Source organism: Paraprevotella sp., assembly GCF_986071375.1.
On the sequence record NZ_CFQRNQ010000010.1, the window covers coordinates 81,442 to 105,734 of the forward strand.

Below are 24,293 nucleotides of genomic sequence, written 5' to 3' on the forward strand. Positions count from 1 at the left end.
CGTGATTTTGTTCATTATGTTTTTAAACATAGTCTGCCTTTTCGGGTTCTTTTTCCTTCTTTCACTACCTTTGCACCACAGTTTTACACCTTATTATATATGGCCGGAATTTACATCCATATTCCTTTTTGCACAAGCCGTTGTGTATATTGCGACTTTTATTCCACAACATGTGGGGAAAAAGACAAGGCTTACATAAGTGCCCTGACGAACGAATTGCGTTTAAGGGCGAATTACTTGCAACAAGACGGACAAATGCCCGTAATTGAAACGATATATATAGGAGGCGGGACCCCTTCCACGCTCGACACGTCTTTACTCGAACCAATCTTCGAAGCATTATTCCAAACCTACAACGTGTCCGACCGGGCAGAAGTTACCATCGAGGCCAATCCGGACGACCTCACTCCACGAAAAATCAAATCACTCCATACTCTGCCCGTCAATAGGCTAAGCATGGGGGTACAGACATTCGACGATGGTAAACTACGTCTGCTCCACCGCCGACATAGTGGAGAGCAAGCCATCCGCGCAGTACATGACTGTCAGGACACCGGATTCGACAACATCAGCATCGACTTGATTTACGGCCTACCGGCACAATCCCTTCGCGAATGGGAAACGGACGTGGACACAGCACTTTCCTTGAACGTACAACATATTTCGGCATACGCGCTCATCTACGAAGAAGGCACTCCACTTTGGAAAATGCGCAAACGGCATGTAGTGGAAGAAGCTGACGAAGAACTAAGCCTGGAAATGTTCAGTCTTTTAATGTACCGACTCGAAAATGCCGGTTTCGAGCATTATGAAATTTCCAACTTTGCCCGCCCGGGCTTCCGTTCCCGACATAATTCCAGTTACTGGAAAGGCATTCCTTATTTAGGATGCGGCCCTTCGGCCCATTCTTTCGACGGACGTAACCGACAATGGAACCATCCGGATCTGAACGTCTATATAGACAAAGTGGGGAAATGCTTCTCCTCTGAAGACTTCAACCGCGCACCATGGATAGAGCAGGAAGAGCTGAACCTATACGAAAGATACAATGATTGCATCATTACTTCCTTACGCACGTCCGACGGACTAAACCTGAGCGAATTGAAACGAAAATTCGGCCAACCATTAACGGATTACTGCCTGCAAGCTGCCGCCGTCCACCTGAGAAACGGACAGCTCGAAATTATGGAAAAAAAAGAGCAAGCCCCCGAAGGCTTGCTCAAACTGACACGCCGGGGAATCTTTCTTTCCGACGGCATTATGAGTGATTTGCTTTACGTTCCAGACTGACTAATTCCTCATCTCCTGATAAGTGATTTCATAAAAACAAGGGTACACATTAGAAGAAGCATCACTATGCCCCTGTGAATGTGGTACAATGAGACGAACTTTGGCTATCTCTTCATCTGCATTGATTTGACGACCGATATTGATATAGGTTAAAGGAACCAACCACCCGGCAGGCACTGCTTTCGAACCGTAATACTGATACATCGCCCCACCCCCATTCACTGATGTATTGAATGAAGCGGTAAAGGTTCCGTAAGTATCCGTCACGTCCATGATGTCAGGGTTCGTCTGCCAGTAAGCCGAATTGTTCGTAGTCTGCACGGAATCCCTTAAAATATTGAACTCCGTATAACGGCAAATGATGCGCTTCTGTTGGCCGTTCTTCATCTTTTCACCTGCCCCTTTACGTACAATCTGCATATACACACCGGTATTCTCAAAGACAACGTATTCGTTTCTTTCGAGATTGGTCGTACTGTCCTGGGCATAAAACTCCCCTTCGGAAATCGTATTGATTTTACCGACATGAATCAATTCTTCCCCGTCACTCAAACGGATTACAACATCACGGTTCAGAAAAGCCGAAATGGCATCACGCTCTTTCTCCCGTTGCTCGGCGTATGTTTCCCCGTCGTCACAACTCTGCAATCCCCCTCCAACACCTAACACGGCAAACAAAATATAAATAATCTTTCTCATATTTAGTTTTTTATAAATCACATTTCATCTATCTGTCAATAGAGAAGTATATTTCTTCAAAGCCTTGCGGACAATCTGTACGGCCTCATCCATCGTACAAGAAAGTTCCCCGCCCGAAGCATTCAAATGGCCCCCGCCATTGAAGAACTCTGCCGCCATCCGGTTACAGGGAAAATCATCCACAGAACGCAAGGACACGCGAATTGCATGGCGTTCGGTATCTTCACGCAGAAATACCGAAAGACGGGATTTCCCGATTTGGAGCGGTATATTCACGAACCCCTCCGTATCGCCTTTCCTATGCGAAAACCGCTTCTGTTCTTCTCTTGTTAAAGTCATCAATGAAGCATGATATTCCGGAAAATACTCCAGTTTGACATATAGCATATACCCCATCAACCGAAAACGCTCAGCTGAGTAATTGAAAAATACATTGCGGTATATCTTGTCTTTGTCGATGCCTTTTGTCAGCAGGCGGCCTATAATATAATAAATATCGCTGCGATTGGAATTATAGGAAAAACAACCAGTATCCGTCATCATCCCTGTGTAAAGACATACCGCTTCCTCATACGTCATCGGCTCCACGCCTTCCAACTGCACCAATATACGATAAAGTAATTCACACGTCGAACTCATCTCTTGCCGAGAAACAGCCCAATCACAAAAATCTACTGGATCAAGATGATGGTCTATCATAATCTTAGGAGTTCGGGAATCCATCACGGGTTTCTGTAATCCCTGCAAACGATCGGGGGCGTTGAAATCCAAACAAATAATCAAGTCAGCCGCCGCCACCAAAGGAGCTACTTCATTTTCATGTTTCTCATGAATGCGGACACGTTCCACTCCGGGCATCCATTTCAAGAAATCAGGAAAGATATTCGGAACCACGGGTTGGGCATTTTTGCCTTTTCGCCATAGGAAATGGGAAAAGGCCAAAACAGCACCCATGGCATCTCCATCGGGAGACACATGACATGTAATGATGATATTGTGCGCCTTATCCAGTAACGTACGCAAACGCTGCACGTCTACTTCGGACAAGAGATTATCCAACATATAAAAATTGTATTACGGTTTATAATTTACAAATATACTATAAAAAGTCTGCTGTTCCTCAATTTAAAGCAACTTTTAACGCTCCTTTGGCTTCCATATCATGGAAACTCCAACCTAATCTGTCACATTCTTGAATATAACGCCTCCTTTCATTTCGCCACAAAGAAGCATCCAACACCACACAACGGGGATTGAACAAACGAGACAGCTCATGCATACTGCCATGATAGCCGCGACAAACATAAAGATAATCGACCTCAGCCTGACACATTCCTTTTATCCCATCCCAACGGTCATCCGTAAGCATCAAAAAGGAGATGCCGTTCCTACCCGCCACCAAACCATGTACGGAAGAAATATAGTCATCCCTGAAATCAGCGGTCACGACCACAGGTACGTCCGAAAGCTTCTTTGCCCAAAAGGATTCTGCAATATAAGACATACGCTCCCTCACACTATCCTCTTCAGTCGAGAACAAATAAGAGCGTTCCGGTGAATAAATCACGTGGACAGACGGACATGAAGAGTGATTATAAAACACGATTTCCGGTCGGATCCTGCAAAACTGCCTGTTTACAGCAAAGGCACACAAAGTCAATATCACACTCATAAGTCCGAACTGTACCCGTCGGGCATAAGACCGGCAGAAAGGCATCAGCCAAGCACACAATACTACATAGCACCACAGCGTAAACCATAGTGACCAATCCGTATGGACCACAGCATACGGCCACTCCATCATCGCACGCAGACTGTCATTTTGCCACGTGCCCACCCGGGCAATCCACCACGCACAAACTGTTGTACCGATACCAGTAATCCCAGATAATAATATCAGAGGCATCCCATAAATCAATAGTGCCGTTAAAGGAGATACTACCAAAGTCGCCCATGCCGAATAAAACGAAAATGTACCGAAACGATAAGCCACCAAAGGAACGGTGAATAACTGCGCTGCGAATGACACCAACAAACTTTGAAAAATCCACCTCACATAACGCCATTGCATCAACGGCAACTCCTGAAACCGGGGACATATCGTCAGAATACCGAACATGGCTAAAAAAGATAGTTGAAAGCCCACATCATAGAACCATAAAGGATTGATGCACAACATCAACACCGCACTCATGGCTAAAGAATTAACTGAAAACCCCGAACGACCGACCAAAGAACCGGACAACATCAAGGAATACATCAGTGCCGCCCTCACAAGAGAAGGAGGCAAACCGGCCAAAAAGGTATACCCCCAAACCAGTACCGTAGCAAGCATCGCCCCCAGTAGCCGCAAATAGTGCCTCCTACAATAGCTCAGTATAAATAAATTCAACATCGCTACCAAAAAGCCAAGATGCATGCCAGACAAAGCCAACACATGACTGACACCGACTCCCGCATAAATATCCTTCAACTCATCCGACAGTCCCGACTTTTCCCCTAAAGTCAAAGCTGCAAACAAGTCCAAAGCCTCACCCTGCAAACCGGTATTTCGATATACCTCCAATATTCTATCTCGCCATAACAGAGCTTTGATGCGCAAATCTATCCCCAAAGAAAGATGCCGCTCCTTATCCTCATATCCATGGATTCGTTTCCAACGCTCCTTTCCGATGAATACACGGCCCGATATGCCTTTCACGGCCAAATATTCCGCATAATCGAACTCTTCCGGATTACCTTTGTTTTTCGGTCTCCGGATACGCCCCTTAAAAAACAACTCATCTCCCGTCCGCAAAGTTTCCGCCAAAGAATCCCTCGAAAAGGTCAACCATAATTTGCTGGTTTGCCTCATAGCGAGACCGTTTCCGGACATCAACATAGCCTCTGCCCCTACCGTACGGGGCGAAATTTGAGGAGTATTCAACAATATGGCATGATACTCACGTTCCTCGTCCGTCCAAACCCGACGTAAGTTCTCCCACACATAAAAGGAACGCCACAATCCGAAGAAAAAAAACAGGAAACAAACAGAAATACCGAAAGACACGTAGCTTCTCAACTCACCATGACAAGCACGCCGATGCAATGAATATATACCAACACACAAGCACCACCCTCCAATTAGCAGCACTCCTATGGACAGAAAAATACCCGCCTGGCTACCGCCTCCCGCATATTGCCACAACAACCGTCCCAGCCACAAACCGGGAAGAAGCGGAACAGCCAACCTCACAAAAGGGTATTTCCGCCAAGATTCCGAACATATTCCAACCAGCGTCTACAAATTTTTCAGAACACGAATCTCTTCTATGGCATCTGCCGCATGAAAAACAGCACTCCCGGCTACCAACACATCCGCACCGGCCTCGACCAACAACCGTCCCGTATCACGGTTCACCCCACCATCAACCTCTATTAAGGCTTTCGACCGGCTTCCGTCTATCATACGGCGCAATTCCCGCACTTTATCTAATGTATGGGGAATAAAGGCCTGGCCTCCGAAGCCCGGATTGACGGCCATCAACATGACGATGTCCACATCCTCGATGATATCCGTCAAAGACGAAACGGGCGTGGCCGGATTCAATGTCACTCCGGCTTTCATACCGGCTTCCTTGATCTGCTGTACTACACGATGCAAATGCGGACAAGCCTCTACATGCACATTCATGGAATAAGCTCCCAAAGCTCTCACCTCATTCAGAAACTTTTCCGGTTGCACAATCATCAGATGCACATCCAACGGCTTCTCACACAAACGAGCCACATACTTCAAAACAGGAAAACCGAAAGATATATTGGGGACAAACACACCATCCATGATGTCGATATGCAACCAATCGCATTCACTACGATTAATCATGTCCATTTCCGGTTTCAGGTTTCCGAAATCGGCGGACAACAGGGAAGGAGCCACAAAATGCTTCATAGTACATATATTTTTAAATACATATATATGTACAAAGTTATATTAAATATCCTATATGCGCAAGCAAGCACACTGTAAAATATGCCACCTTACTTCAAAATCATTCTGGCAAACTCACCGTCTGCAAATTCAAGTTCTTTATAACTGCGTGCGAATAGCTTCAGAAAAGCAATAGTCCGCCGCGACGGTCGCTGCATTCCATTAGGTATAGTTATATCCATAAGCTGTCAGGTTACTTAAATCTGCTATTATAACGCTCTGACCGCTTATTTAGTATATCGCAGGATAGTTATTTTTAAGAAATAGCCAAATGAAGTTCCTTTTTCACCGCCATCTTACGTAAGTTCAACAAAGCATAACGCATACGCCCTAAAGCCGTATTGATACTTACCCCTTTTATATCTGCAATTTCCTTAAAAGACAATTCTTGGTAATACCTCATGAAAACCACTTCTTTCTGGTTTTGGGGCAAGTGTTCTACCAACAGTTTCACATCGTCAAGCACCTGTTCCCGCACCATTTTAGATTCCACAGTCGTTTCAGCCAATTTGATGTCATTGAACAAATCATACTCCACTTCATCGTTAGACACACAATTCTCATTGCGGGTCTGCCTGAAATAATCAATAATCAAATTATGGGCAATGCGGGTTATCCATGCCTGAAACTTGCCATTTTCCACATAACGTCCCTGCTGAATGGTCACCACAGCTTTCATAAACGTTTCCTGGAATATATCATCAGCCACATCTTGATTGTGTACAACAAAAAAGATATAAGAAAAAATCTTCTCTTCATATCTCTCCAACAAGATGTCAAAAGCACCATTATTACCTCCGGCATACAGTTTAACCAACATTTCGTCAGTCAAATTTGCAAAACTCTCCATCCTTATTTATTTTATAGTTAAGTAAGAGTATTCCAATAGGCAATAAACGTTTAATAATTAATAAATGAATTAACAGGATGCAAATAAAAGAAGAATTTTGGAATTACACAAATTTACGGGCAAAAATTATTCTCTGCTTAAAGAAACACAGGGAGAACACATGCATGCCCTCCCTGTTCTTTGACATTATATACTTTCAGGCTTATTCCTGTTCTGCCCTGTCTGTAATGTGCTCTCCCTCCGTAGGAGCCAAGACCTCGTCAAAATCCGTCATGCCGGCCTTGACCAACAAATTATACCAACTTACCAACTTCTTGATATCGGCAGGATAAACGCGGTCACGATCATAATTAGGCAATATCTCTGCAAGATAAGAAGCCAGTTCCTCACGTGAAGCCTTTTTATAATCAAAAGCAGAAAGCTGAGCCTTCTCTTTTTTCTTCAGGCTATTCAAAACTTCCCTCAAAGGCACTTCACCTTCATCCGTATACATGGCTATATCTGCCAAGGAAATGACCTTATCGGTAGCAAAAGCCGGCATACGTTTTTTCACCTCGTCCAACGTTTCTACAATCAAACTACGGTTTCCACGCGAAACCAACTTATACAAACCGGGTTTACCGGAAATAGCCAAAATCGTTTCTAACATATTCAGGTTTATATTTTATTTTTTAAAACAAATGCAAAGATAGTCCTTCACCTACTTTTTTTCAAAATCTTCTTTCTAAAAAAGCTTAATCTTCATGCAACCTTCCCCCACCGATCTTCATCCACATATCTCTTAAGATACCCTCCACGTCTGAGTTTCCATCATTATTTATAATATAATGCGCCCGCTTGCAACGCTCTTCGTCCGACATCTGGGCTGCCATACGCGCCCTTACCTGAGTTTCGGAAGCCCCGTCGCGTTTCATGACACGCTCTATGCAAACTCTTTCCGGAGCACGTACCAACAAGACTTCATCTACCAGACGGTCGAAACCGGACTCGTAAAGAATGGCACATTCCATAACGACCAACGATCCGTTCTGCTTATCCACCCATTGCAGGAAATCATCTTGCACCACCGGATGTACAAGCCGGTTGATACGCTCTGCATGGAGCGGAGAGGCAAATAAATATGAAGCTATCAGTTCACGGTTCAATGCTCCATCCGGCGTATAAGCCCGCTCTCCGATCCTATCCACCAATCCCTGGCGAATGGTTGCAGATTCCATCATCAAACGCTTTGCCTCCTTATCCGTATCATACACGGAAATATGCTGACGACGTAATAAATCCGCCACATAACTTTTCCCGCAACCAATGCCTCCCGTAAGACCAACCTTAATCATATCACTCGTTTTCTTCCTGTACTTGTTCTATCAAATAATCCACTTCTGAAGGGTCTATACGCACATTCGATACTCCGGACGGCATCGACTTTAGATAAAGCTGAATTTTCGAACTGTGATTCTTCATTAGTTCTTCGTACGTGACAGCCAATACAAAATCGTCCGCCGTAATTTCCTTAAACTGGCTCATTCCCACACGAAAAGTAACTTTTACTTTTGAAGGAAATGTACGCAAGTCCTTACTGCCAGGAAAATTAACACCGAACACAGGAACTTCCACCGTTTTCTCCGTATATAAGTCTATCATCACATTCATTTCCACCTGATCGGGGATGAACTTCGCCCCTCTCACTGGGCGCAACATGCTTATTGTTTTTTCGTTTGCAGACAAATCCAAAAAATAAACCGGAGTGATAAAAGCTTCGGTTATGGTATCCAAAATGGCAGAAGGTGCCAACACTTCCACCGAATCAGGTGTAAACTCCACCCTTTGCAGGTAATACTCCGGAGAGGTTTCCACGACCCCAACCAACTTGACCGGCACTTTCTTACGGGCACCCTTATTAAAAAAATATTCCAACGTATCTGGCTTTAAAGACACAATACGAGTGGAAGACAACAACTGTGCCTGTACTTTCTTTTGGACATCCAAAAGCGTAACGGAAACACGTCCGGAAGCGTTTCCCTTGTCATAATCCTTATAGTCCACTCGCACGGGAACTTGTTCCGTACCATAAATATAACGAACCAAAACCGTACCTTTATCTCTTATCACTACATTTAAATCAGAAGGCAAATCCGATGTAATGACCACATCTGACGGCACATTTTCCAATTTTAAAGGTATTTTCAATTCTACATCAAATGTTTCATTCAAAGATTGCAACAGCCAGAAAGCCGCAGAGACGAAGAAAAAAAACAAAAAAATCAAGAACTCCTTGTTTTTAGGACCTAACAAGAAGTTCTTGACTGTTGTATAGTATTTTTTGAACTGAACTGAATCCATTACGGTTATTTACCTGCGGCCGTGTCGGTCGGCGCACCGGCATACACTGAATTCTTAGCGATTTTAATTTTTACGCCGGAGGCTATCTCCACCATCAATGTATTATCGAGTTCATTCACTTCTTTCACTTTTCCATAAATTCCGCCTGCCGTTACCACATCAGTACCCGGAACGATGCTGTTTCTGAATTTCTGGATTTCTTTTTGTTTCTTATTCTGAGGACGAATCATAAAGAAATACATGATGGCGAAAATAGCGACCATCATAATAATCATAGACATGCCTCCGCCTTGTTGCTGCAATAAAATTGTCAATAAATTCATGGTTGTATTATTTTAATTGTTTGTCTTCTCTAATTTTTTCTCTGCTATTAATTTTTTGGAAACGGCATCCAACAATCCATTCACGTATGCCCCACTACGCGGCGTACTGTAGATCTTGGCTATATCTACATACTCGTTCAATGAGACATTCAACGGAATATTGGGAAAAGTCAGAATCTCTGCCAATGCAATTTGCATAATCAACAAATCCATAAGGGCAATCCGATTGAATTCCCAGTTCTTTGTATTATCGCTTATCAGCTTACGGTAATACTCCGCATTCAACAACGTGTTACGGAACAAACGATGGGCGAATTCCCGATCTTCTTCATCCTTGAATTCCGGCAAAAGCTCCTGTCCGGCTCCTTTAGCCTCGTCAAAACGCTTGATGGTCTTCAGCACAAACGTATCCACGATATATTTGTCGTCGTTCCAATATAGGCTCATATCTTCAAGCAAGGAGTCCAACTCTTCATTATTAGAAATGACATTCTTATATATCTTGCGCCATAACTCACGATCCTGTGCATAAGAAGACTCGGATGATGCCATATACTCTTTGTAGTAATCCGTCTCTATGATTTGTTTGTACAACGAACGCACAAACCCTTCTTCGTTCACCCAACTTTTTTTCTGGTTTTCACGAAAATCCAACAGTTGTTTGTTTACTTCCAACTGCATGATAAAACGATTGTCAATAAACTTTGTACTGGGCGGTTCACCCACCTTGATACGGTTATACCTGCTCTGTGCCGTCTCTACGGCACGTTCTGCTATCCGGTTGATTTCTACCATCAGGGCCAATAGGTAATTATACAAATCATAAGCCTTGGCCAAACTGAAGAAAAGTTCTTTTTCCGCCGTATCTATGTTCTTTCCCCCGTTTTGGTAATAAGCATAAGTAATCTGAACAACCTTTAAGCGTATAATCTCTCTGTTTATCATATAATATTATATATTGCAGTGCAAAAGTACGTATTTTATAGATAAAAAGGCCATCTTTCCCTCATTTTTTTTGGATGTTTTAAAAAATATTCTCAATTTTGAAGTAGTTATTTATAAACCGCAAAATATGGAAGATTTCAAAAAGAACCAGGAAAGAGATAAAGACATCGTCTTTTCCAAATCCGTAAAGGCAGGAAAACGCATTTATTATGTGGATGTGAAGAAAAACAGGAAAGGTGAATTATTCATAGCCCTCACAGAAAGCAAAAAAGTCATATCGGGAGATACGGAATCTCCATCCATAAATTTTGAAAAGCATAAGATATTCCTTTACCAGGAGGATTTCGAGCACTTTATGTCCGGGTTGGAAGAAGCTGTGAACTTCGTCCGCAAGGAACAGCCAGGAATAGAACCGCGACAAAGTCACAATACAACAGGTGATGAAAGTAACATAAGTTCAGATTTGAAAATTAACATGGACTTAAACGTGGAAGATATCGGATTAAATGTAGAATAACGCTAACATATAAAGGATAGGTTTGGGGTCACATGATTCTAAACCTATCCTTTAATAGCTCCAATATTTGCTTCCGGAAAGATTAACCTAATATTCCTAACTCATGAAACAAGCTATACTTTTTTCCCGGAATATCTCTATGCAGGATTCACTTTATTGGCACTCCTGTCCTAAATATTCAACAAAAGCCTTGATTGGCAGTCGGATGTGCCCGTACAATCTGCGCCAAACGATTTTCCGTTCTAAGCCAAACAATTTTTCAATCTGCTGAGAACGATTTTCAGGTATGCCTACACCTGTTTTACGGGCTTTGCTGTGCCAAACGCCCTGCCCCACCTCCCACAAACGGTTTTTCGTGCGAAAGGGTTCGCATCCTTCAGACGCCCTCTGTACCAATGCTTTAAGGTGAACTTTCTGCCTTTACATCCTTCACCGGGATTTCACCGGGAAATGATACACAGCATACAGGTTCCGATTTACAAATGTAAACAGACTGGTAATCAACAGGGTTATGGTGAAGGGTTTGACAAGAGCTTTTTCATGTCGTATATTTGCGGGCAGAAAACAGACCCTAAACACGGCTACTATGGATTTCAAAAGGATTGCACATCATGCCGTAAGGAGGTGGAACAAAAAACGAAAGGCAGAAAAAGCTGCGAACACGCCACGCACCGCTGTACCGCAAGAGGAAACGCTACCGAAAGCCGCCAACCTCAAATCCGCCCTCGGCAGTTTCCTCGCCGGACTACACTGCGTGATGGAAATATGAAAAAAACACCCGCAACATTTGGCCATGCCAATGAAAAGCCGTAATTTTGCACCGCTTTTCAGCATCATCGAAAGATGCACACATCGTGTGATGGTGAGATTAAGCATAAATCACTTAATTTAGAGTAACACAAAAAATTAATGCAATGAAAGAAATTAATGTAAAAGGTACAGTAAGAACTGTATTCGGCAAGAAAGCTGCCCGTGACATCCGTAGAGCCAATGCTGTTCCCTGCAATTTGTACGGAGAAGCAAAAGATGAAAACGGCGCACCAGTCGCATTGGCATTCACCACGACAAACGATGAACTGCGCAACCTGATTTACTCCCCGGATATCTATGTTGTAAATTTGAACATTGACGGTAAGGAATACAAAGCAGTATTGAAAGAGCTTCAATTCCATCCGGTAAAAGACAACGTATTGCATGTGGATTTCTACGAAATCACTGAAACCAAACCCATCATAATGGAAGTGCCCATCAAACTGAACGGTTTGGCAGAAGGTGTGAAAGCCGGTGGACGTTTGGCCGCATCCGTACGTAAATTGAAAGTAAAATCTGTTTATACTCAAATCCCCGAACGCCTGAACATCGACGTGACGAGCTTGGGATTGGGTAAGACCATCAAAGTCGGTGAATTGCATTTTGATGGTTTGGAGTTGGTTACTAGCAAAGAGGTTGTCGTTTGCCAAGTTAAGATGACGCGTAGCGCAAGATCTGCCGCATCTGCTGACAATTAATCCATAGACAGCGAATGAAATACTTAATTGTCGGTTTGGGCAATATCGGAAACGAATACGCCGGAACCCGTCACAATATAGGTTTTAGAGTATTGGATGCCTTGGCCAAGGCATCCAATCTTGTTTTTGAGGACAAACGCTACGGCGCTGTGGCTTCCCTCTCGCTGAAAGGGCAGCAATTGGTGCTTTTGAAACCGTCCACCTACATGAACTTGAGCGGAAACGCCGTCAGGTACTGGATGAACAAAGAGAACGTTCCCCTTGAACGTATCCTGGTGGTCGTAGACGATTTGGCCCTTCCATTCGGTGCCCTACGCATGAAGCCAAGCGGAAGTGATGCCGGTCATAACGGATTGAAAAACATAGCCTCTGTCTTAGGTACACAGGCATACGCCCGACTTAGGTTCGGCATCGGTAACGATTTTCCCCGGGGTGGACAAATTGGCTTTGTACTGGGACAATTCACGGAAGAGGACTTGGAAACCATGGACGAACGGGTGGGACTGGCTTGCGAAATGATAAAAAGCTTCTGCCTGGCCGGTATCCAGATTACCATGAACCAATTCAACAAGAAGTAGAAGGAGTATGAACGAAGCGAGAATTGACAAGTGGCTGTGGGCCGCCCGTATCTTCAAGACACGTTCGATGGCCGCTGCAGCCTGCAAGAAAGGACAGGTTTCCATGAAGGGAGCGCAACTGAAACCTTCACGCACCGTCAAGCCTGGTGATGTCATTGAAGTGCGCAAACCTCCTGTCACTTATTCTTTTAAGGTCAAGCAGACCATAGAAAAACGGGTCGGGGCCAAACTGATTCCGGAAATACTGGAGAATGTCACTCCACCAGAACAATACGAACTTTTGGAGATGAGTCGCCTGAGCGGTTTCGTCGGTCGCGCCCGTGGAACCGGACGCCCAACGAAGAAAGACCGTAGGAGCTTGGAGGAATTCACCACACCCGAATATTTGGACGACCTGTTGTTCGACTTCGATGTCGAAGACGAAGAAGGCGGGGAAGACGATTAAGGTTTACCCACAAAAAGCCGTGACAGGGCTTCTTTCTCCCCTACTAGCCAAATGATGTCTCCGACACGGAAAACCCTCTCGGCTTCAGGTTTCTCCAACATACCGTCGGAGGTCTCAATGCCAACAATCATACAGTGGTACCGGTCGCGGATGCCACTGTTTTTTATTTTTACCCCTACGAATCCGGACACCTCGGTAATCAGGAACTGTTTCAACTGCATCTCACGGTCCTGAAGTTCCGCCTCTACGATGACCGTATTCGCCAATGCACCGGAAAAACGTTCTATCTGCTCGTCCGTACCTATCACCTGGATATGGTCACGAGGATAAATACGGTCATTGCCGTTGGGTATATTCATATAGTGCGTTCCGCGAATGATGGAAACGACGTTGACCTCATAACGTTGCCCCAATTTTAAATCACCCAACAACCGGCCTCCCCAAATAGACTCTTCCGGAATTTCAAAGTCAGCCAGATGCAAATCCTTAGACAATAAACGTTGTGCATAACCGGGCTGCACCTTACCATCGCGACGCGCCAACATGTCCCGACTATGCAAGTTGTCCATAAAGACTTTCTCCATCCGGATGGAATTCCGTCGCAACGGACGGGACAAGGAGATTCCCCCTACAATCAACAGGGTAAACAACAACAACAAGGGGTCGGCAAACGGCACTAAAAAGCGGATGATATAGAAAATGAGCATACAAACCACCACCGACCTCACAATAAGCGTAAAGACCAACGGCAAACGGTTGTAACGACTTTCCTTCCACAAGGCCTGAAACAAAGACGAACGTCGGCCGCGTGCCATGACACCCCGCAAAAAAGGAGCGATGCAAAGCAGCGTGACGACTCCGCAAAGCGCATTCGCCCACCAATGGGGCAATATCTCGCGGGTAAAGGGTAACAGAAAACGGAAAGACAGGGCAATGACCGTCACGGAAAGAATCGTAAAGACCACAACCTGCCTCAACATGGCAGAAATCAGTTTCTTCCAATTTCCGGAATGGCTCTGCACCACCGCGCCCGGCGTATAGCGTTCCAACCACGCCACCCAACCGTGGGGCAACACGCGGCACAACCAGGAATAAGCCGGACCAGAGGCTTTCAGCATATAAGGCGTAGTGAAAGTCGTCACTACGGAAACGGCTACCACAATAGGATAGAGGTAATGGCTCGTCACGCCAAGCGACATCCCCAAAGAAGCGATGATAAAAGCAAACTCCCCTATTTGCGACATGCTAAAGCCGCACTTCATCGCCTCTTTCAACGGCTGCCCGGCCAATACGAAACCGAACGTCCCGAAAAAAGCCTGCCCTGCGATGATAGTCAAGGTCAAGGCTACTATCGGCCAGGCATACTCAACCAATACTTCCGGGTCCACCAACATCCCTACGGACACAAAGAAGATGGCACCGAACAAATCCTTCACCGGAGCCACCAACCTTTCTATCCGCTCGGCTTCTACCGTTTCGGCCAAGATGGAACCTACCACAAAGGCGCCGAACGCAGCACTAAAACCAGACTCCACAGCAACCACCGCCATGACGAAGCAAAGCGCCAACGATACGATTAACAAGGTCTCGCTGTTCAAGAACTTTTGGTTTTTCCTTAATATAATAGGTATGAGATATAACCCAACTACAAACCAAAGTATCAAGAAAAAGCCTAATCGGAGCAATCCCGCTATCAACTCTTCTCCTTCTATATTATGGCTTACAGCCAAAGTGGATAGCATCACCATCAACACAATGGCCAGTATGTCCTCCAGAATCAGTACACTGAGCACGATTCCCGCGAACTTTTTCTGTAAAACACCCAGATCCTGAAAAGCCTTGTATATAATGGTAGTGGAAGACATGGCCAACATTCCGCCCAGATAGATGCAATCCATGCTCTTCCATCCGAACAGATGCCCGACAGACGTGCCTAAAAACATCATGCAGAATATAATGGTAAGGGCGGCAATGACCGGTGCCGCCCCCATCTTGAGTATTTTCTTGAAACTGAACTCCAGTCCCAACGTAAACAACAAGATAACGACACCTATCTGCGCCCAAATATCTATGCTGCCCACATCCCGTACCGATGGCGTATAAACAAAATGAGGCCCTGCAATGAATCCTGCTACTATGTAACCTAGCACAACCGGTTGCTTGAGCCACTTAAACAATAGGGATACCCCGGCGGCGACTAACAATATCCACGCCAAATCCTGAATCAATGCCGGAAGATGTTCCATTCTCTGCTATTTTACTGCCGTCAACTCTGCTATCTTCACAATGGTCATCATCGCCTTTTCCATGCTCTGCACCGGAACAAACTCATGGCGCCCATGAAAATTCAGTCCTCCTGCAAAAATGTTAGGACACGGCAATCCTTTAAATGAAAGCTGCGCCCCATCCGTTCCCCCACGGATAGCCCTCACCCGGCACTCTACCCCGCATGCCTCCATGGCCTCTTTCGCTATGTCGATGATATGCATCACCGGCTCCACCTTCTCGCGCATGTTGTAATATTGGTCACGCACCTCGACCGTCACCGTACCCTCCACGGTTTCCTCATTCAGTTCTTCAGCCAATTGCCGCACGAACGCTTTACGGGCTTCAAACTTCTGCCGGTCATGGTCGCGTATGATATAAGACAAGATGGTTTCCTCCACCGTACCTTTCATACCTGTCAGGTGGTAAAAACCTTCATAGCCTTCCGTGGTTTGCGGGGTTTCGTCCGAAGGCATCCTGCGGATGAACTCAGCGGCTGTCAGCATGGCATTCCGCATCTTGTCTTTGGCATACCCGGGATGCACGTTCAGTCCTTTCACCGTCACTTTGGCTGCCGCTGCATTGAAGTTTTCAAACTCCAATTCGCCTACTTCTCCGCCATCCATAGTATAAGCCCACTCACAACCGAACTTCTCCACATCAAAAAGATGCGCCCCCATACCGATTTCTTCGTCGGGATTGAAGCCCACACGGATTTTACCGTGCTTGATTTCCGGGTGTTCCCGAAGGTAAACCATGGCCTGTACGATTTCCGCAATACCGGCCTTGTCATCAGCTCCCAACAGGGTATGGCCGTCCGTGACAATCAAATCCTCACCCACATGATCCGACAATTCGGGAAATTGTTTCGGCGACGTAACAATCCTCTCTTCAGCGCACAATACAATGTCCCCTCCATCGTATTGCTCCACGATTCGCGGTTTCACATCCTTGCCCGAGCAATCCGGCGAAGTGTCGATATGGGCTATAAAACCGATTGTAGGCACGTCACGCTCCGTGTTCGCAGGCAACGTAGCATACAAATATCCATGTTCGTCCAACGATACGTCCTCAAGTCCTATCGCTTTCAATTCGTTCTCCAAATATCGTGCAAACACCATCTGCTTGTCAGTACTCGGACAACCCTCTCCTTCTTCATTCGACTGCGTGTCAAAACTCACGTATTTCAAAAATCGTTCTATCAGTTCCATAATTCATCATTCGTTTAATCTAAGTTGTAAAATTAATCAATCCTATAGTTTTTCGCAACAAAGGACTGCTTTTTTGTCCTTTTTTTATGTTATAAAACATGATAAGGTGGTTTTATTTAAAATAATTCCATTTATTTTTTGTAAGCGCACTCTTTTATTGTATATTTGACACCAAATAATATTAATCCTAACAATAATGAAACCATGAAAAGACCTATACTGGTATTTTACAGCATGTTACTTGGTTGTACGGCTACATACGGACAACAGGATGTCACATCCATTTATCTGGCTAATCCCTCTTTCGAAGAGGACGCAAAGGCTTGTACACAGGATTCCCCCGACGCACTTTATGAAGGCACCGAAGGGTTGCGAGGATGGAACTTGTCGCCCAAAGGATGGCAAATTACCAGTCCTGGAAAAGCCCTCCTTATTAACAAGGAATGTGCCACAGACAATGGATTCGGCAAGACGGAAGCAGCCAACGGGGATTTTGCCTACTACCAACGTTTCGGTTGGGGCAGTGCAAATTCGGAAATGAGGCAAACCACATCCACCCCTTTGCCGGCCGGGGAATACGAACTGAAATTTTTCAGCAAAGCTTTTGCCGCCAACAATGCCGCGACCAGTGCGACTGTCACGGTCAGCGACAGAGAACTGAAATCGTTGGACAAACTGACAATTACCTGCGTGAACGGAAACGCAGGTATTATGGCAACTTCTTCATGGACGGAAAATTCCCTGAAATTCAAGTTGGAGGAGGAATCCGCCATTACCCTATCGGCACAAATGAGTTGGGGCAACGGGGGAAGCTGCATTGCATACGACCATTTTACGCTGACACAACTGCCGGAGGGCAGCCTCGATCCCGACGCACCGAGCATTGAAGGCGGCACGGAAGACCAAGTGGACTCCCCCACCGAAGGAGTCATATCCCATGAGTTCGTAGAAGAATCAGCCATGCAACAGGATCTGTTGCAAATGTTGGCCAACTCCCTGACATACGCCCATAATATATGGTACGACTGCGCGGCTCCCAACAGTAAGGACGAAGCCTGCGGATATTTTAAAGCCAACAGTGCCGGACAAAGCAACGAGGACGGCGTGCGCACAAATGCCGACTTTTCCATGATTTGCGCTTTCCTTTATAAATATGGCAAAGGTAAAGTAAACCTTCCGGAAGGCATCACTTGGGACATGGTAAAAGACATGGCCGCGAAGTCACTCGTCTTCGGTTATTCCACCCATAAAGCCAATAAATTCAAAATAACCTCGGACAACAAGTATTGGGGTTCCGTCAGCAATGCCGACCACGTATGGGAAAGTTCGCTTTGGGCCACGTCATTGGCATACGCCTCTTACTTCCTGAACGAAGAATTGGACGAGAACCAAAAGACTTATATTTACAACATGATCAAGGCGGAATGCAATTACGAACTCGAACGCAGCATTCCCACGGGTTACAACGGCGACACGAAAGCCGAAGAAAACGGTTGGGAAACCAACATCTTGTCCTGTGCTTTGGGACTCTACCCCGACGATGCACTGGCCCACAAATGGTTCGACCGCCTGCGTGCGTTTGCCATCAATTGCTATTCGCACGCCGATGATGCCCAAAACACTACGGTCATCGACCCCGAATATGACGAGACCACCGTACAGGACCTGTACATCGGCAAAAACCTGTATGACGACTATACATTGCAAAACCACAATTACTTCCATACTTCTTACCAGAATGTCGTGATGCAGGAACTGGGCGAATCCCATCTGGCCCTCCATCTGTTCCAGGGCGAGAATCCGAAATGGAAGACCAATGCCTTGATGCACAACAACCAGAAAGTCATGGACGAGGTGCTCTGCCGTCTGGCGTTGGCCGACGGAGAACTGGCTATGCCGAACGGCAATGACTGGAGCATGTTCCTCTACGACCAAATCACCAGCTACACCACGGCTGCCTGCTTCCTGCGCGACCCGAATGCCCTGATGCTGGAAAATCTGGCTTACAAACATATCAAGGCCCGCCAAAGCACGACACAGGATGGAAGTTGGTTGCTCAACAGCGACATCGGCCCACGACGTATGGGTGTGGAAGGACACCGCGTCATGATGACCTACCTGATGCATGAACTGGCTTCCACGGCAGACATGCAGGCCACATCTTGGAAAGATTTCAGCCAATCGCAGGAACAAGCCTACATCTTCACTCCACAAAATATCGTACGGGCCAACACGCCCGACCGTTTCAGCGTGTTCTCGTGGAGTAACGGGCTCAAGAGCTATACCGGATATATCGCGTCCAACAAGCCTGACAAAAACAAAATCATCGTGCCCTACAAGAAGAACAACACGGGAAACATCTTGGGTTGGTACACCGTAAACGGCAAGGCCACAGATGCCTCACCCGTCATCAGCGGCATCTACGACCTGAACGGGAACAGTTACACCATGAACGGCAAGTTGATGACCAACGGGAACAGTCTGGAAAACAACTTCACCCTCTTCTCCACCCCGGGCAACGCTTTCATCTACATGGATTACGTGGTGGGCAAAACCAACGGAACCATAACTGAAGAGAAAGGCGGCCTGATGGCTATCAGCACCGACCCGTTCACCAAAGAAAAACGTACGCTCTACCATAGCAAAGGACGATTGCAAACCGATGGCAGCCAGTTGAAATCATTCGAGGGAAACTGGGTCAACATCGACAATGAAGTAGGAATCGTGAGCACGGCTACCGACAAATCCATCGCCTTCGGAGACCGTGAACTGAACAGTTCCATCTTCCTGTCCAAGATTTACCCAGTTTACTCGACCGACGGACGTAGCTTCAGCAACGGAAGCATCGTAGACCGCCGACACATTATATATTATAGCAATGTGGACTCGGCCGACACGGAACAGTTGGCTGCCGACGTACTGCCCCTGACAGCACAAGTGGCCGAAGGTTGGAACGGCATCATCGTCAGCGACCCTGACAGTGCGCGCTATCTGCTGCTCGGCAACTATCTCGGAGAAACGGCCTGCACCCTGAAAGACATCCTTTTGCCTGACGGAGCACCGGTCTTCACGGAGATGACCGCCGTCAACGGACGAGGCTCCACTGCCACATTCCGTTGCGACGTGAACCACAGCGTGGCCAATACGCTCCGCGTGTTCATCCAAGGCGACGGACTTTCCGCCCGACAGATGGAAAACGACTCTTGCGGTGCCTACCTCTATAATCATAGCGGACAAAAGCAACAAGCCCAAGTCACGATTTGGGCTGACGGAAATAAACTGACCGCAACAGTCACTGTGGAACAAGAATCTTGTGTATCCGTCAAAGCTGTCGGGAACGAAATCCTTACCGAAACCGTGGACCTCAAAGAAGAACAGGAAGAATTTTTCGATGTCACTGCACAATTTCTCTCCAATCCCGGTTTTGAAGAAGACCAGACCTACGGAACAGAAAGCAAAGTGACATTGAACGGAGTGGTCTACGATCCTTGCTACGTCAATACGGTCAAAGCATCCGACAGCAAATGGCCGCAAGTCCTGCCCATCCAAGGTTGGACACCCGGCAACAGACTGAAAGGCGGCTCCAACTTCGCCGTACTGTATTCCATGCCTTACAGCACCACCATGTATTGCGTATCTCCGTCCAACGTGGGCAACTCGGCCAGTATCATGGCAGCTCCCGCCACGGATGATGCCTGCGGCAAACGCTGCCTGAGCATCCTGAACTCCTGGGACAGCGGCAATAACAGCATCTCACAAACCTTCACCTTGCCCAAAGGCGAATACAAATTGAGTTTTCTGGCACAATACGTATGCGCCAACGAAATGCGGCACATCAACGATTACACCATCGCCACGACCGGCGACAACCTCAATTATTCCCGTTGCGGAATCCGTTTCGGCGACACGGAAATATACAAATATCCCCGGTTAGCCAACCATTGGGAAACTGTGGAATGCCCTTTTTCGCTTGAAACGGAAACTCAAGTGACCGTCAGCATGGGACTCGAAACCACAGCCGGAGTCGGAGCAGCCTACAATACCCGCTTATACATCGATCAGGTAAAACTTTACAGTAAGGACGAAATCATAGATGACATCTCAGGAATCCTCGGTGGAGCGGACACAGAAAATGTCGATGTGTACAATCTGCAAGGCATGAAATTGCGCAGCAACGTCCCTGCCGGGCAAGCCACAAGCGGATTGTCTAAAGGCATTTACATCGTAGGAAATAAAAAGACAATCCAACATTGACCTCAATATTCAACTGTTCGCAAGAGAGACTCGTTCCCGATGGAATAAGTCTCTTTTCGCTTTGTTACCGTATTCTCACCGAAAAGAAACCGGGTTGTCATATCCTACGCCTAACTTTGTAGCGTCCTAAAAAACAGAAGCACATGGAACGAAGAAGGCATTACCGCACGCTCGTGCTCTCCGACATTCATTTGGGTACCTCGCATTCCAAAACAGAAGAAGTCAGCCATTTCCTGAGCCACGTCGATTGCGACCGCCTGATTCTCAACGGCGACATCATAGACGGATGGCATCTGAAAAAATTTCCTGGACAATAATCTGGCTCCTCTCACGTTCGCCAACCTCTGCATCGTGAAAGACTATGAACTGGAAAGCGGCGGCAAACGTTACTTCGTCACTCACGGTGATATATTTGACCGGGGCACGACGCAAATGAAATGGCTCGCCCTTTTGGGTGACCTCGGCTATACTATCCTGTTGGCTTTCAACAGTTTCTACAACCGTTACCGCGTACGGCACGGCAAACCTTATTATTCGCTTTCGCAGCATGTAAAACAAAAAGTGAAGTCCGCCGTCAACTATATTTCGGACTTTGAACACACCTTGGCCGAATTTGCCCGTGCCCGCAAATACGACGGAATCATTTGCGGACACATCCATCATCCGGATAATACCGAATACGAAGGCATACATTACCTCAATTCCGGCGACTGGGTGGAGACCCTTTCTGCATTGGCCGAAGATGAAAACGGACATTGGAACATCATTTTCTATACTGACATCACCGACAGCCTCCCGCAATTTTCTGAACCCATAATGTCAACTTACTTATCGAGCATCTCACCCGGGAACCGGAGCCCGCACCCCAGTCTTTATATACAGAGAAAATACTACAACTTTTCAGGCGTTACAAACCGGTTTTATATAAATACCTAAACACCTAACCCTGTCTTTCATATCAAACAAAAACAAACAGGTATCAAAGAAATACAAAATACTCTCTATCAGGGAGAAAAAAATATATCTCTTAGTAAGAGATATACAAGTGGAATAAAAAACCTTCTTCATCGGCAAAATTAAGCAAAATCAGCGAATCTGCAAAATATAGGATTGTTTTTTTTCGTTCACAAACGGTTCCAAATGTTGATGAAATCGTTCCATCCGAAAACATAAATCCCTATAAATTAGCGCAATGAAAATACTCATTGCTCTCTTACTAAGAGAGCAATCATGCAAGCGAGCATGAACGGAATAAGAATTGTTTTTCATTATTGAAATTAGGTTAATGTAAAGGTAGCTGTCTTGTGAAAGACGGCTATCTTTTTTAGTCTGAATCCGTTGGAAAGCAGAAAACGAAAACACAAAAAAGACCCTAATACAAAACATAAAAAAGTCCTCCACAATCCATAGATTGTTAAGGACTTTCCTCTCGTGACCCCGGAGGGAATATAACAATAATTATTGTTTAAAAACATATAGAATAAATAAATACATTAAATACTGATAAACAATAGAATATAGAACTTTGCAATTTCATACACTATTATTCGACTTCATTTATTTGCATTTTTGTAGGCAAATTAGTAGGCAATTTTATACCTTTGCAAAAAACAACAATGAAAATACTATTAAGATTGTCTTCCAAAATAAATATGGGTGGAATGAGTGAGATAATGCTTTCCGCTAATAATAGAATTGGAGATAAAGTCGTAACGTTGCGTGCAAAATCAGAGGTGTATATTATACCTGTATTCTTTTCTCCCGAAAAAGGAGTGGATATGTCTCGGAAAAAGATTATTGCTCCTGATGTCAGAAAATGGCATAATGAAGCAAAAGAAAAACTTGATAGGATATTATCTGCCATTGCACACGAGGAAGAAACAGTGAGAAAGGAAGACATGACAGGTGATTGGTTGAAAAAGGTGGTAGAAAAACATCTTCATCCCGAACGTTACCAACAAGAATCCTCAGGAAAAAGCGTGTATGACCTTTGGGAAGAATATCTGTTAAAAAAGAACCTCAGTAACGGACGCATAAGGGGAATCCGTGTGCTAATTCGTGCTATAGCCAGGTATGAAGGGTTTATCAACGCGACAGAGAAAGAACGAAAGGATTTTGTTTTTGATATAAATAAAGTTACAAAAGAAGATATTGGTGACTTCATGGACTATTTAAGAAATGAAGAAAACCTTGCAAATGAGTATAGGCAGACATTTAAAGTACTATTGGAACGTTATCCCTCAAACATAGAAAAAGGTAAAAGCGAAATTAAAGGAAGGGGAGAGAATACAGTCATCACATTAATGAAAAAATTAAAGGCGTTTTTCAACTGGCTTTATGAAAGTGACAAGACATCAAACAGGCCATTTGACGGTTTTAAAATCGGAACAGAGAAATATGGTACGCCTTATTATATAAGCGTGGACGAACGCAACTTGATAGCTCGTACCCCTATGCCGACCAGACATCTTGAAATACAACGTGACATTTTCATATTCCATTGTTTCGTAGGATGCCGTGTCAGCGATTTGGTGAAGCTTACGGAAGCGAACATTACTGATGGAATATTGACTTATACACCACATAAAACGAAAGATGAAGGTGAACAGGCAGTTGTTGCACGTGTTCCCCTTCATGAAAACGCCATTAAACTTATAGGCAAATACCGTGGTACTGACAAAAAATGCCGCTTGTTCCCTTTCATCTCTCCACAAAAATACAATGATGCCATAAAGGAGATTTTTACCATTTCAGGAATAACACGTAATGTTGAAATACGCAATGCAAGGACTGGAGAAATTGAGGTGCGTCCAATAAATGAAATTGCAAGTAGTCATATAGCCCGGCGTACTTTCGTTGGAAATGCTTATAGAAAAGTGAGTGACCCTAATATCATAGGCAAGATGTCCGGCCATGTCGAAGGAAGCAAAGCTTTCAGCCGTTACCGAAACATTGAAGATGAAACATTGAAAAATGTTATTGACCTAATAGGTTAAGTTTGAAACGTTATCAATATACCTCTTTTTTGTGTATCAAAAACAAGTATTTTACAACAACGCAGTGATTGTCACAAATAAGATTTTAATTTATTCCATTGT

General features: G+C 45.1%; 19 protein-coding genes and 1 pseudogene. 8 read left to right on the forward strand and 12 right to left on the reverse strand.

Translation table 11 applies throughout. The annotated features are described in order from the left end of the window. Positions 1-99: 99 nt before the first annotated feature. On the forward strand, positions 100-1,290 hold the full coding sequence (gene hemW / locus AC5RDV_RS07050) for a radical SAM family heme chaperone HemW (protein WP_282748593.1): 1,191 nt from the start codon (positions 100-102) through the stop codon (positions 1,288-1,290). Here hemW and bamK read toward each other — a convergent pair whose 3' ends face one another. The 10 genes from bamK to nusB all read right to left on the reverse strand — a co-directional run bounded on the left by bamK (position 1,291) and on the right by nusB (position 10,417). After that, the gene (gene bamK, locus AC5RDV_RS07055; protein WP_008625581.1) at positions 1,291-1,989 is read right to left on the reverse strand and encodes a BamK family beta-barrel-assembly machinery protein; all 699 of its coding nucleotides are present in this window, start codon (positions 1,987-1,989) and stop codon (positions 1,291-1,293) included. Between the two features lie 24 nt (positions 1,990-2,013). Further along, complete coding sequence (locus AC5RDV_RS07060; protein ID WP_008625582.1) at positions 2,014-3,051, reverse strand: DHH family phosphoesterase; 1,038 nt, start codon at positions 3,049-3,051, stop codon at positions 2,014-2,016. Between the two features lie 58 nt (positions 3,052-3,109). Then, positions 3,110-5,224, reverse strand: coding sequence for a ComEC/Rec2 family competence protein (locus tag AC5RDV_RS07065; protein WP_282748594.1), 2,115 nt, complete (start codon positions 5,222-5,224; stop codon positions 3,110-3,112). Positions 5,225-5,269: 45 nt separating this feature from the next. Continuing rightward, entirely contained in the window at positions 5,270-5,920 is a 651-nt protein-coding gene (rpe, locus tag AC5RDV_RS07070) for a ribulose-phosphate 3-epimerase (protein ID WP_008625584.1), read from the reverse strand. Positions 5,921-6,215: 295 nt separating this feature from the next. Continuing rightward, a complete protein-coding gene (locus AC5RDV_RS07075; RefSeq protein WP_282748595.1) occupies positions 6,216-6,809 on the reverse strand; it encodes an RNA polymerase sigma factor in 594 nt (197 codons plus the stop codon). A gap of 202 nt (positions 6,810-7,011) precedes the next feature. Continuing rightward, positions 7,012-7,458: a DUF5606 family protein gene (locus AC5RDV_RS07080; RefSeq protein ID WP_008625587.1), complete on the reverse strand. Its 447-nt coding sequence runs from the start codon at positions 7,456-7,458 to the stop codon at positions 7,012-7,014. A gap of 85 nt (positions 7,459-7,543) precedes the next feature. Beyond that, complete coding sequence (gene coaE, locus AC5RDV_RS07085) at positions 7,544-8,143, reverse strand: dephospho-CoA kinase (protein ID WP_008625588.1); 600 nt, start codon at positions 8,141-8,143, stop codon at positions 7,544-7,546. A gap of 1 nt (position 8,144) precedes the next feature. Continuing rightward, on the reverse strand, positions 8,145-9,149 hold the full coding sequence (locus AC5RDV_RS07090; protein ID WP_282748596.1) for a CdaR family protein: 1,005 nt from the start codon (positions 9,147-9,149) through the stop codon (positions 8,145-8,147). Between the two features lie 5 nt (positions 9,150-9,154). Next, positions 9,155-9,472 carry a preprotein translocase subunit YajC gene (yajC, locus tag AC5RDV_RS07095; protein ID WP_008625590.1) on the reverse strand — a complete coding sequence of 106 codons (318 nt, stop codon included), beginning with the start codon at positions 9,470-9,472 and terminating at the stop codon, positions 9,155-9,157. A gap of 12 nt (positions 9,473-9,484) precedes the next feature. Continuing rightward, positions 9,485-10,417, reverse strand: a complete 933-nt coding sequence (gene nusB / locus AC5RDV_RS07100; RefSeq protein WP_008625591.1) for a transcription antitermination factor NusB — start codon at positions 10,415-10,417, stop codon at positions 9,485-9,487. Positions 10,418-10,544: 127 nt separating this feature from the next. Here nusB and AC5RDV_RS07105 point away from each other — a divergent pair, with 127 nt between their 5' ends. The 4 genes from AC5RDV_RS07105 (at position 10,545) to AC5RDV_RS07120 (ending at position 13,465) form a co-directional block, all read left to right on the forward strand. Next, entirely contained in the window at positions 10,545-10,934 is a 390-nt protein-coding gene (locus AC5RDV_RS07105; protein ID WP_232038520.1) for a DUF3276 family protein, read from the forward strand. A gap of 914 nt (positions 10,935-11,848) precedes the next feature. Continuing rightward, positions 11,849-12,442, forward strand: coding sequence for a 50S ribosomal protein L25/general stress protein Ctc (locus AC5RDV_RS07110; RefSeq protein ID WP_008625595.1), 594 nt, complete (start codon positions 11,849-11,851; stop codon positions 12,440-12,442). A gap of 14 nt (positions 12,443-12,456) precedes the next feature. After that, the gene (gene pth / locus AC5RDV_RS07115) at positions 12,457-13,020 is read left to right on the forward strand and encodes an aminoacyl-tRNA hydrolase (RefSeq protein WP_008625598.1); all 564 of its coding nucleotides are present in this window, start codon (positions 12,457-12,459) and stop codon (positions 13,018-13,020) included. Between the two features lie 7 nt (positions 13,021-13,027). Further along, positions 13,028-13,465: an RNA-binding S4 domain-containing protein gene (locus tag AC5RDV_RS07120; protein ID WP_008625600.1), complete on the forward strand. Its 438-nt coding sequence runs from the start codon at positions 13,028-13,030 to the stop codon at positions 13,463-13,465. Here AC5RDV_RS07120 and AC5RDV_RS07125 read toward each other — a convergent pair. Together AC5RDV_RS07125 and pepT are read right to left on the reverse strand one after the other, a co-directional pair. Next, entirely contained in the window at positions 13,462-15,711 is a 2,250-nt protein-coding gene (locus AC5RDV_RS07125) for a cation:proton antiporter (protein ID WP_282748597.1), read from the reverse strand. The two genes, AC5RDV_RS07120 and AC5RDV_RS07125, sit on opposite strands and share 4 nt — an antisense overlap. Before the next feature lie 6 nt (positions 15,712-15,717). Further along, positions 15,718-16,941, reverse strand: a complete 1,224-nt coding sequence (gene pepT, locus AC5RDV_RS07130; protein WP_130893363.1) for a peptidase T — start codon at positions 16,939-16,941, stop codon at positions 15,718-15,720. Positions 16,942-17,145: 204 nt separating this feature from the next. Here pepT and AC5RDV_RS07135 point away from each other — a divergent pair, with 204 nt between their 5' ends. The 3 genes and pseudogenes from AC5RDV_RS07135 to AC5RDV_RS07145 all read left to right on the forward strand — a co-directional run bounded on the left by AC5RDV_RS07135 (position 17,146) and on the right by AC5RDV_RS07145 (position 24,191). Beyond that, entirely contained in the window at positions 17,146-21,195 is a 4,050-nt protein-coding gene (locus AC5RDV_RS07135) for a hypothetical protein (RefSeq protein ID WP_282748598.1), read from the forward strand. A 143-nt stretch (positions 21,196-21,338) separates the two neighbouring features. Beyond that, positions 21,339-22,131, forward strand: a pseudogene (locus tag AC5RDV_RS07140) (UDP-2,3-diacylglucosamine diphosphatase). Between the two features lie 680 nt (positions 22,132-22,811). Then, positions 22,812-24,191 carry a site-specific integrase gene (locus AC5RDV_RS07145; RefSeq protein WP_282748599.1) on the forward strand — a complete coding sequence of 460 codons (1,380 nt, stop codon included), beginning with the start codon at positions 22,812-22,814 and terminating at the stop codon, positions 24,189-24,191. Positions 24,192-24,293: the final 102 nt, after the last annotated feature.

Excerpts from the sequence above, each read along its gene's own strand:
- AC5RDV_RS07135 (WP_282748598.1), top strand. The coding sequence starts at position 17,146 with ATGAAAAGACCTATACTGGTATTTTACAGCATGTTACTTGGTTGTACG.
- nusB (WP_008625591.1), bottom strand. The coding sequence starts at position 10,417 with ATGATAAACAGAGAGATTATACGCTTAAAGGTTGTTCAGATTACTTAT.
- coaE (WP_008625588.1), bottom strand. The coding sequence starts at position 8,143 with ATGATTAAGGTTGGTCTTACGGGAGGCATTGGTTGCGGGAAAAGTTAT.
- AC5RDV_RS07075 (WP_282748595.1), bottom strand. The coding sequence starts at position 6,809 with ATGGAGAGTTTTGCAAATTTGACTGACGAAATGTTGGTTAAACTGTAT.
- AC5RDV_RS07080 (WP_008625587.1), bottom strand. The coding sequence starts at position 7,458 with ATGTTAGAAACGATTTTGGCTATTTCCGGTAAACCCGGTTTGTATAAG.
- pepT (WP_130893363.1), bottom strand. The coding sequence starts at position 16,941 with ATGGAACTGATAGAACGATTTTTGAAATACGTGAGTTTTGACACGCAG.
- rpe (WP_008625584.1), bottom strand. The coding sequence starts at position 5,920 with ATGAAGCATTTTGTGGCTCCTTCCCTGTTGTCCGCCGATTTCGGAAAC.
- yajC (WP_008625590.1), bottom strand. The coding sequence starts at position 9,472 with ATGAATTTATTGACAATTTTATTGCAGCAACAAGGCGGAGGCATGTCT.
- AC5RDV_RS07090 (WP_282748596.1), bottom strand. The coding sequence starts at position 9,149 with ATGGATTCAGTTCAGTTCAAAAAATACTATACAACAGTCAAGAACTTC.
- AC5RDV_RS07125 (WP_282748597.1), bottom strand. The coding sequence starts at position 15,711 with ATGGAACATCTTCCGGCATTGATTCAGGATTTGGCGTGGATATTGTTA.
- bamK (WP_008625581.1), bottom strand. The coding sequence starts at position 1,989 with ATGAGAAAGATTATTTATATTTTGTTTGCCGTGTTAGGTGTTGGAGGG.
- AC5RDV_RS07145 (WP_282748599.1), top strand. The coding sequence starts at position 22,812 with ATGAAAATACTATTAAGATTGTCTTCCAAAATAAATATGGGTGGAATG.
- AC5RDV_RS07120 (WP_008625600.1), top strand. The coding sequence starts at position 13,028 with ATGAACGAAGCGAGAATTGACAAGTGGCTGTGGGCCGCCCGTATCTTC.
- pth (WP_008625598.1), top strand. The coding sequence starts at position 12,457 with ATGAAATACTTAATTGTCGGTTTGGGCAATATCGGAAACGAATACGCC.
- hemW (WP_282748593.1), top strand. The coding sequence starts at position 100 with ATGGCCGGAATTTACATCCATATTCCTTTTTGCACAAGCCGTTGTGTA.
- AC5RDV_RS07110 (WP_008625595.1), top strand. The coding sequence starts at position 11,849 with ATGAAAGAAATTAATGTAAAAGGTACAGTAAGAACTGTATTCGGCAAG.
- AC5RDV_RS07105 (WP_232038520.1), top strand. The coding sequence starts at position 10,545 with ATGGAAGATTTCAAAAAGAACCAGGAAAGAGATAAAGACATCGTCTTT.
- AC5RDV_RS07060 (WP_008625582.1), bottom strand. The coding sequence starts at position 3,051 with ATGTTGGATAATCTCTTGTCCGAAGTAGACGTGCAGCGTTTGCGTACG.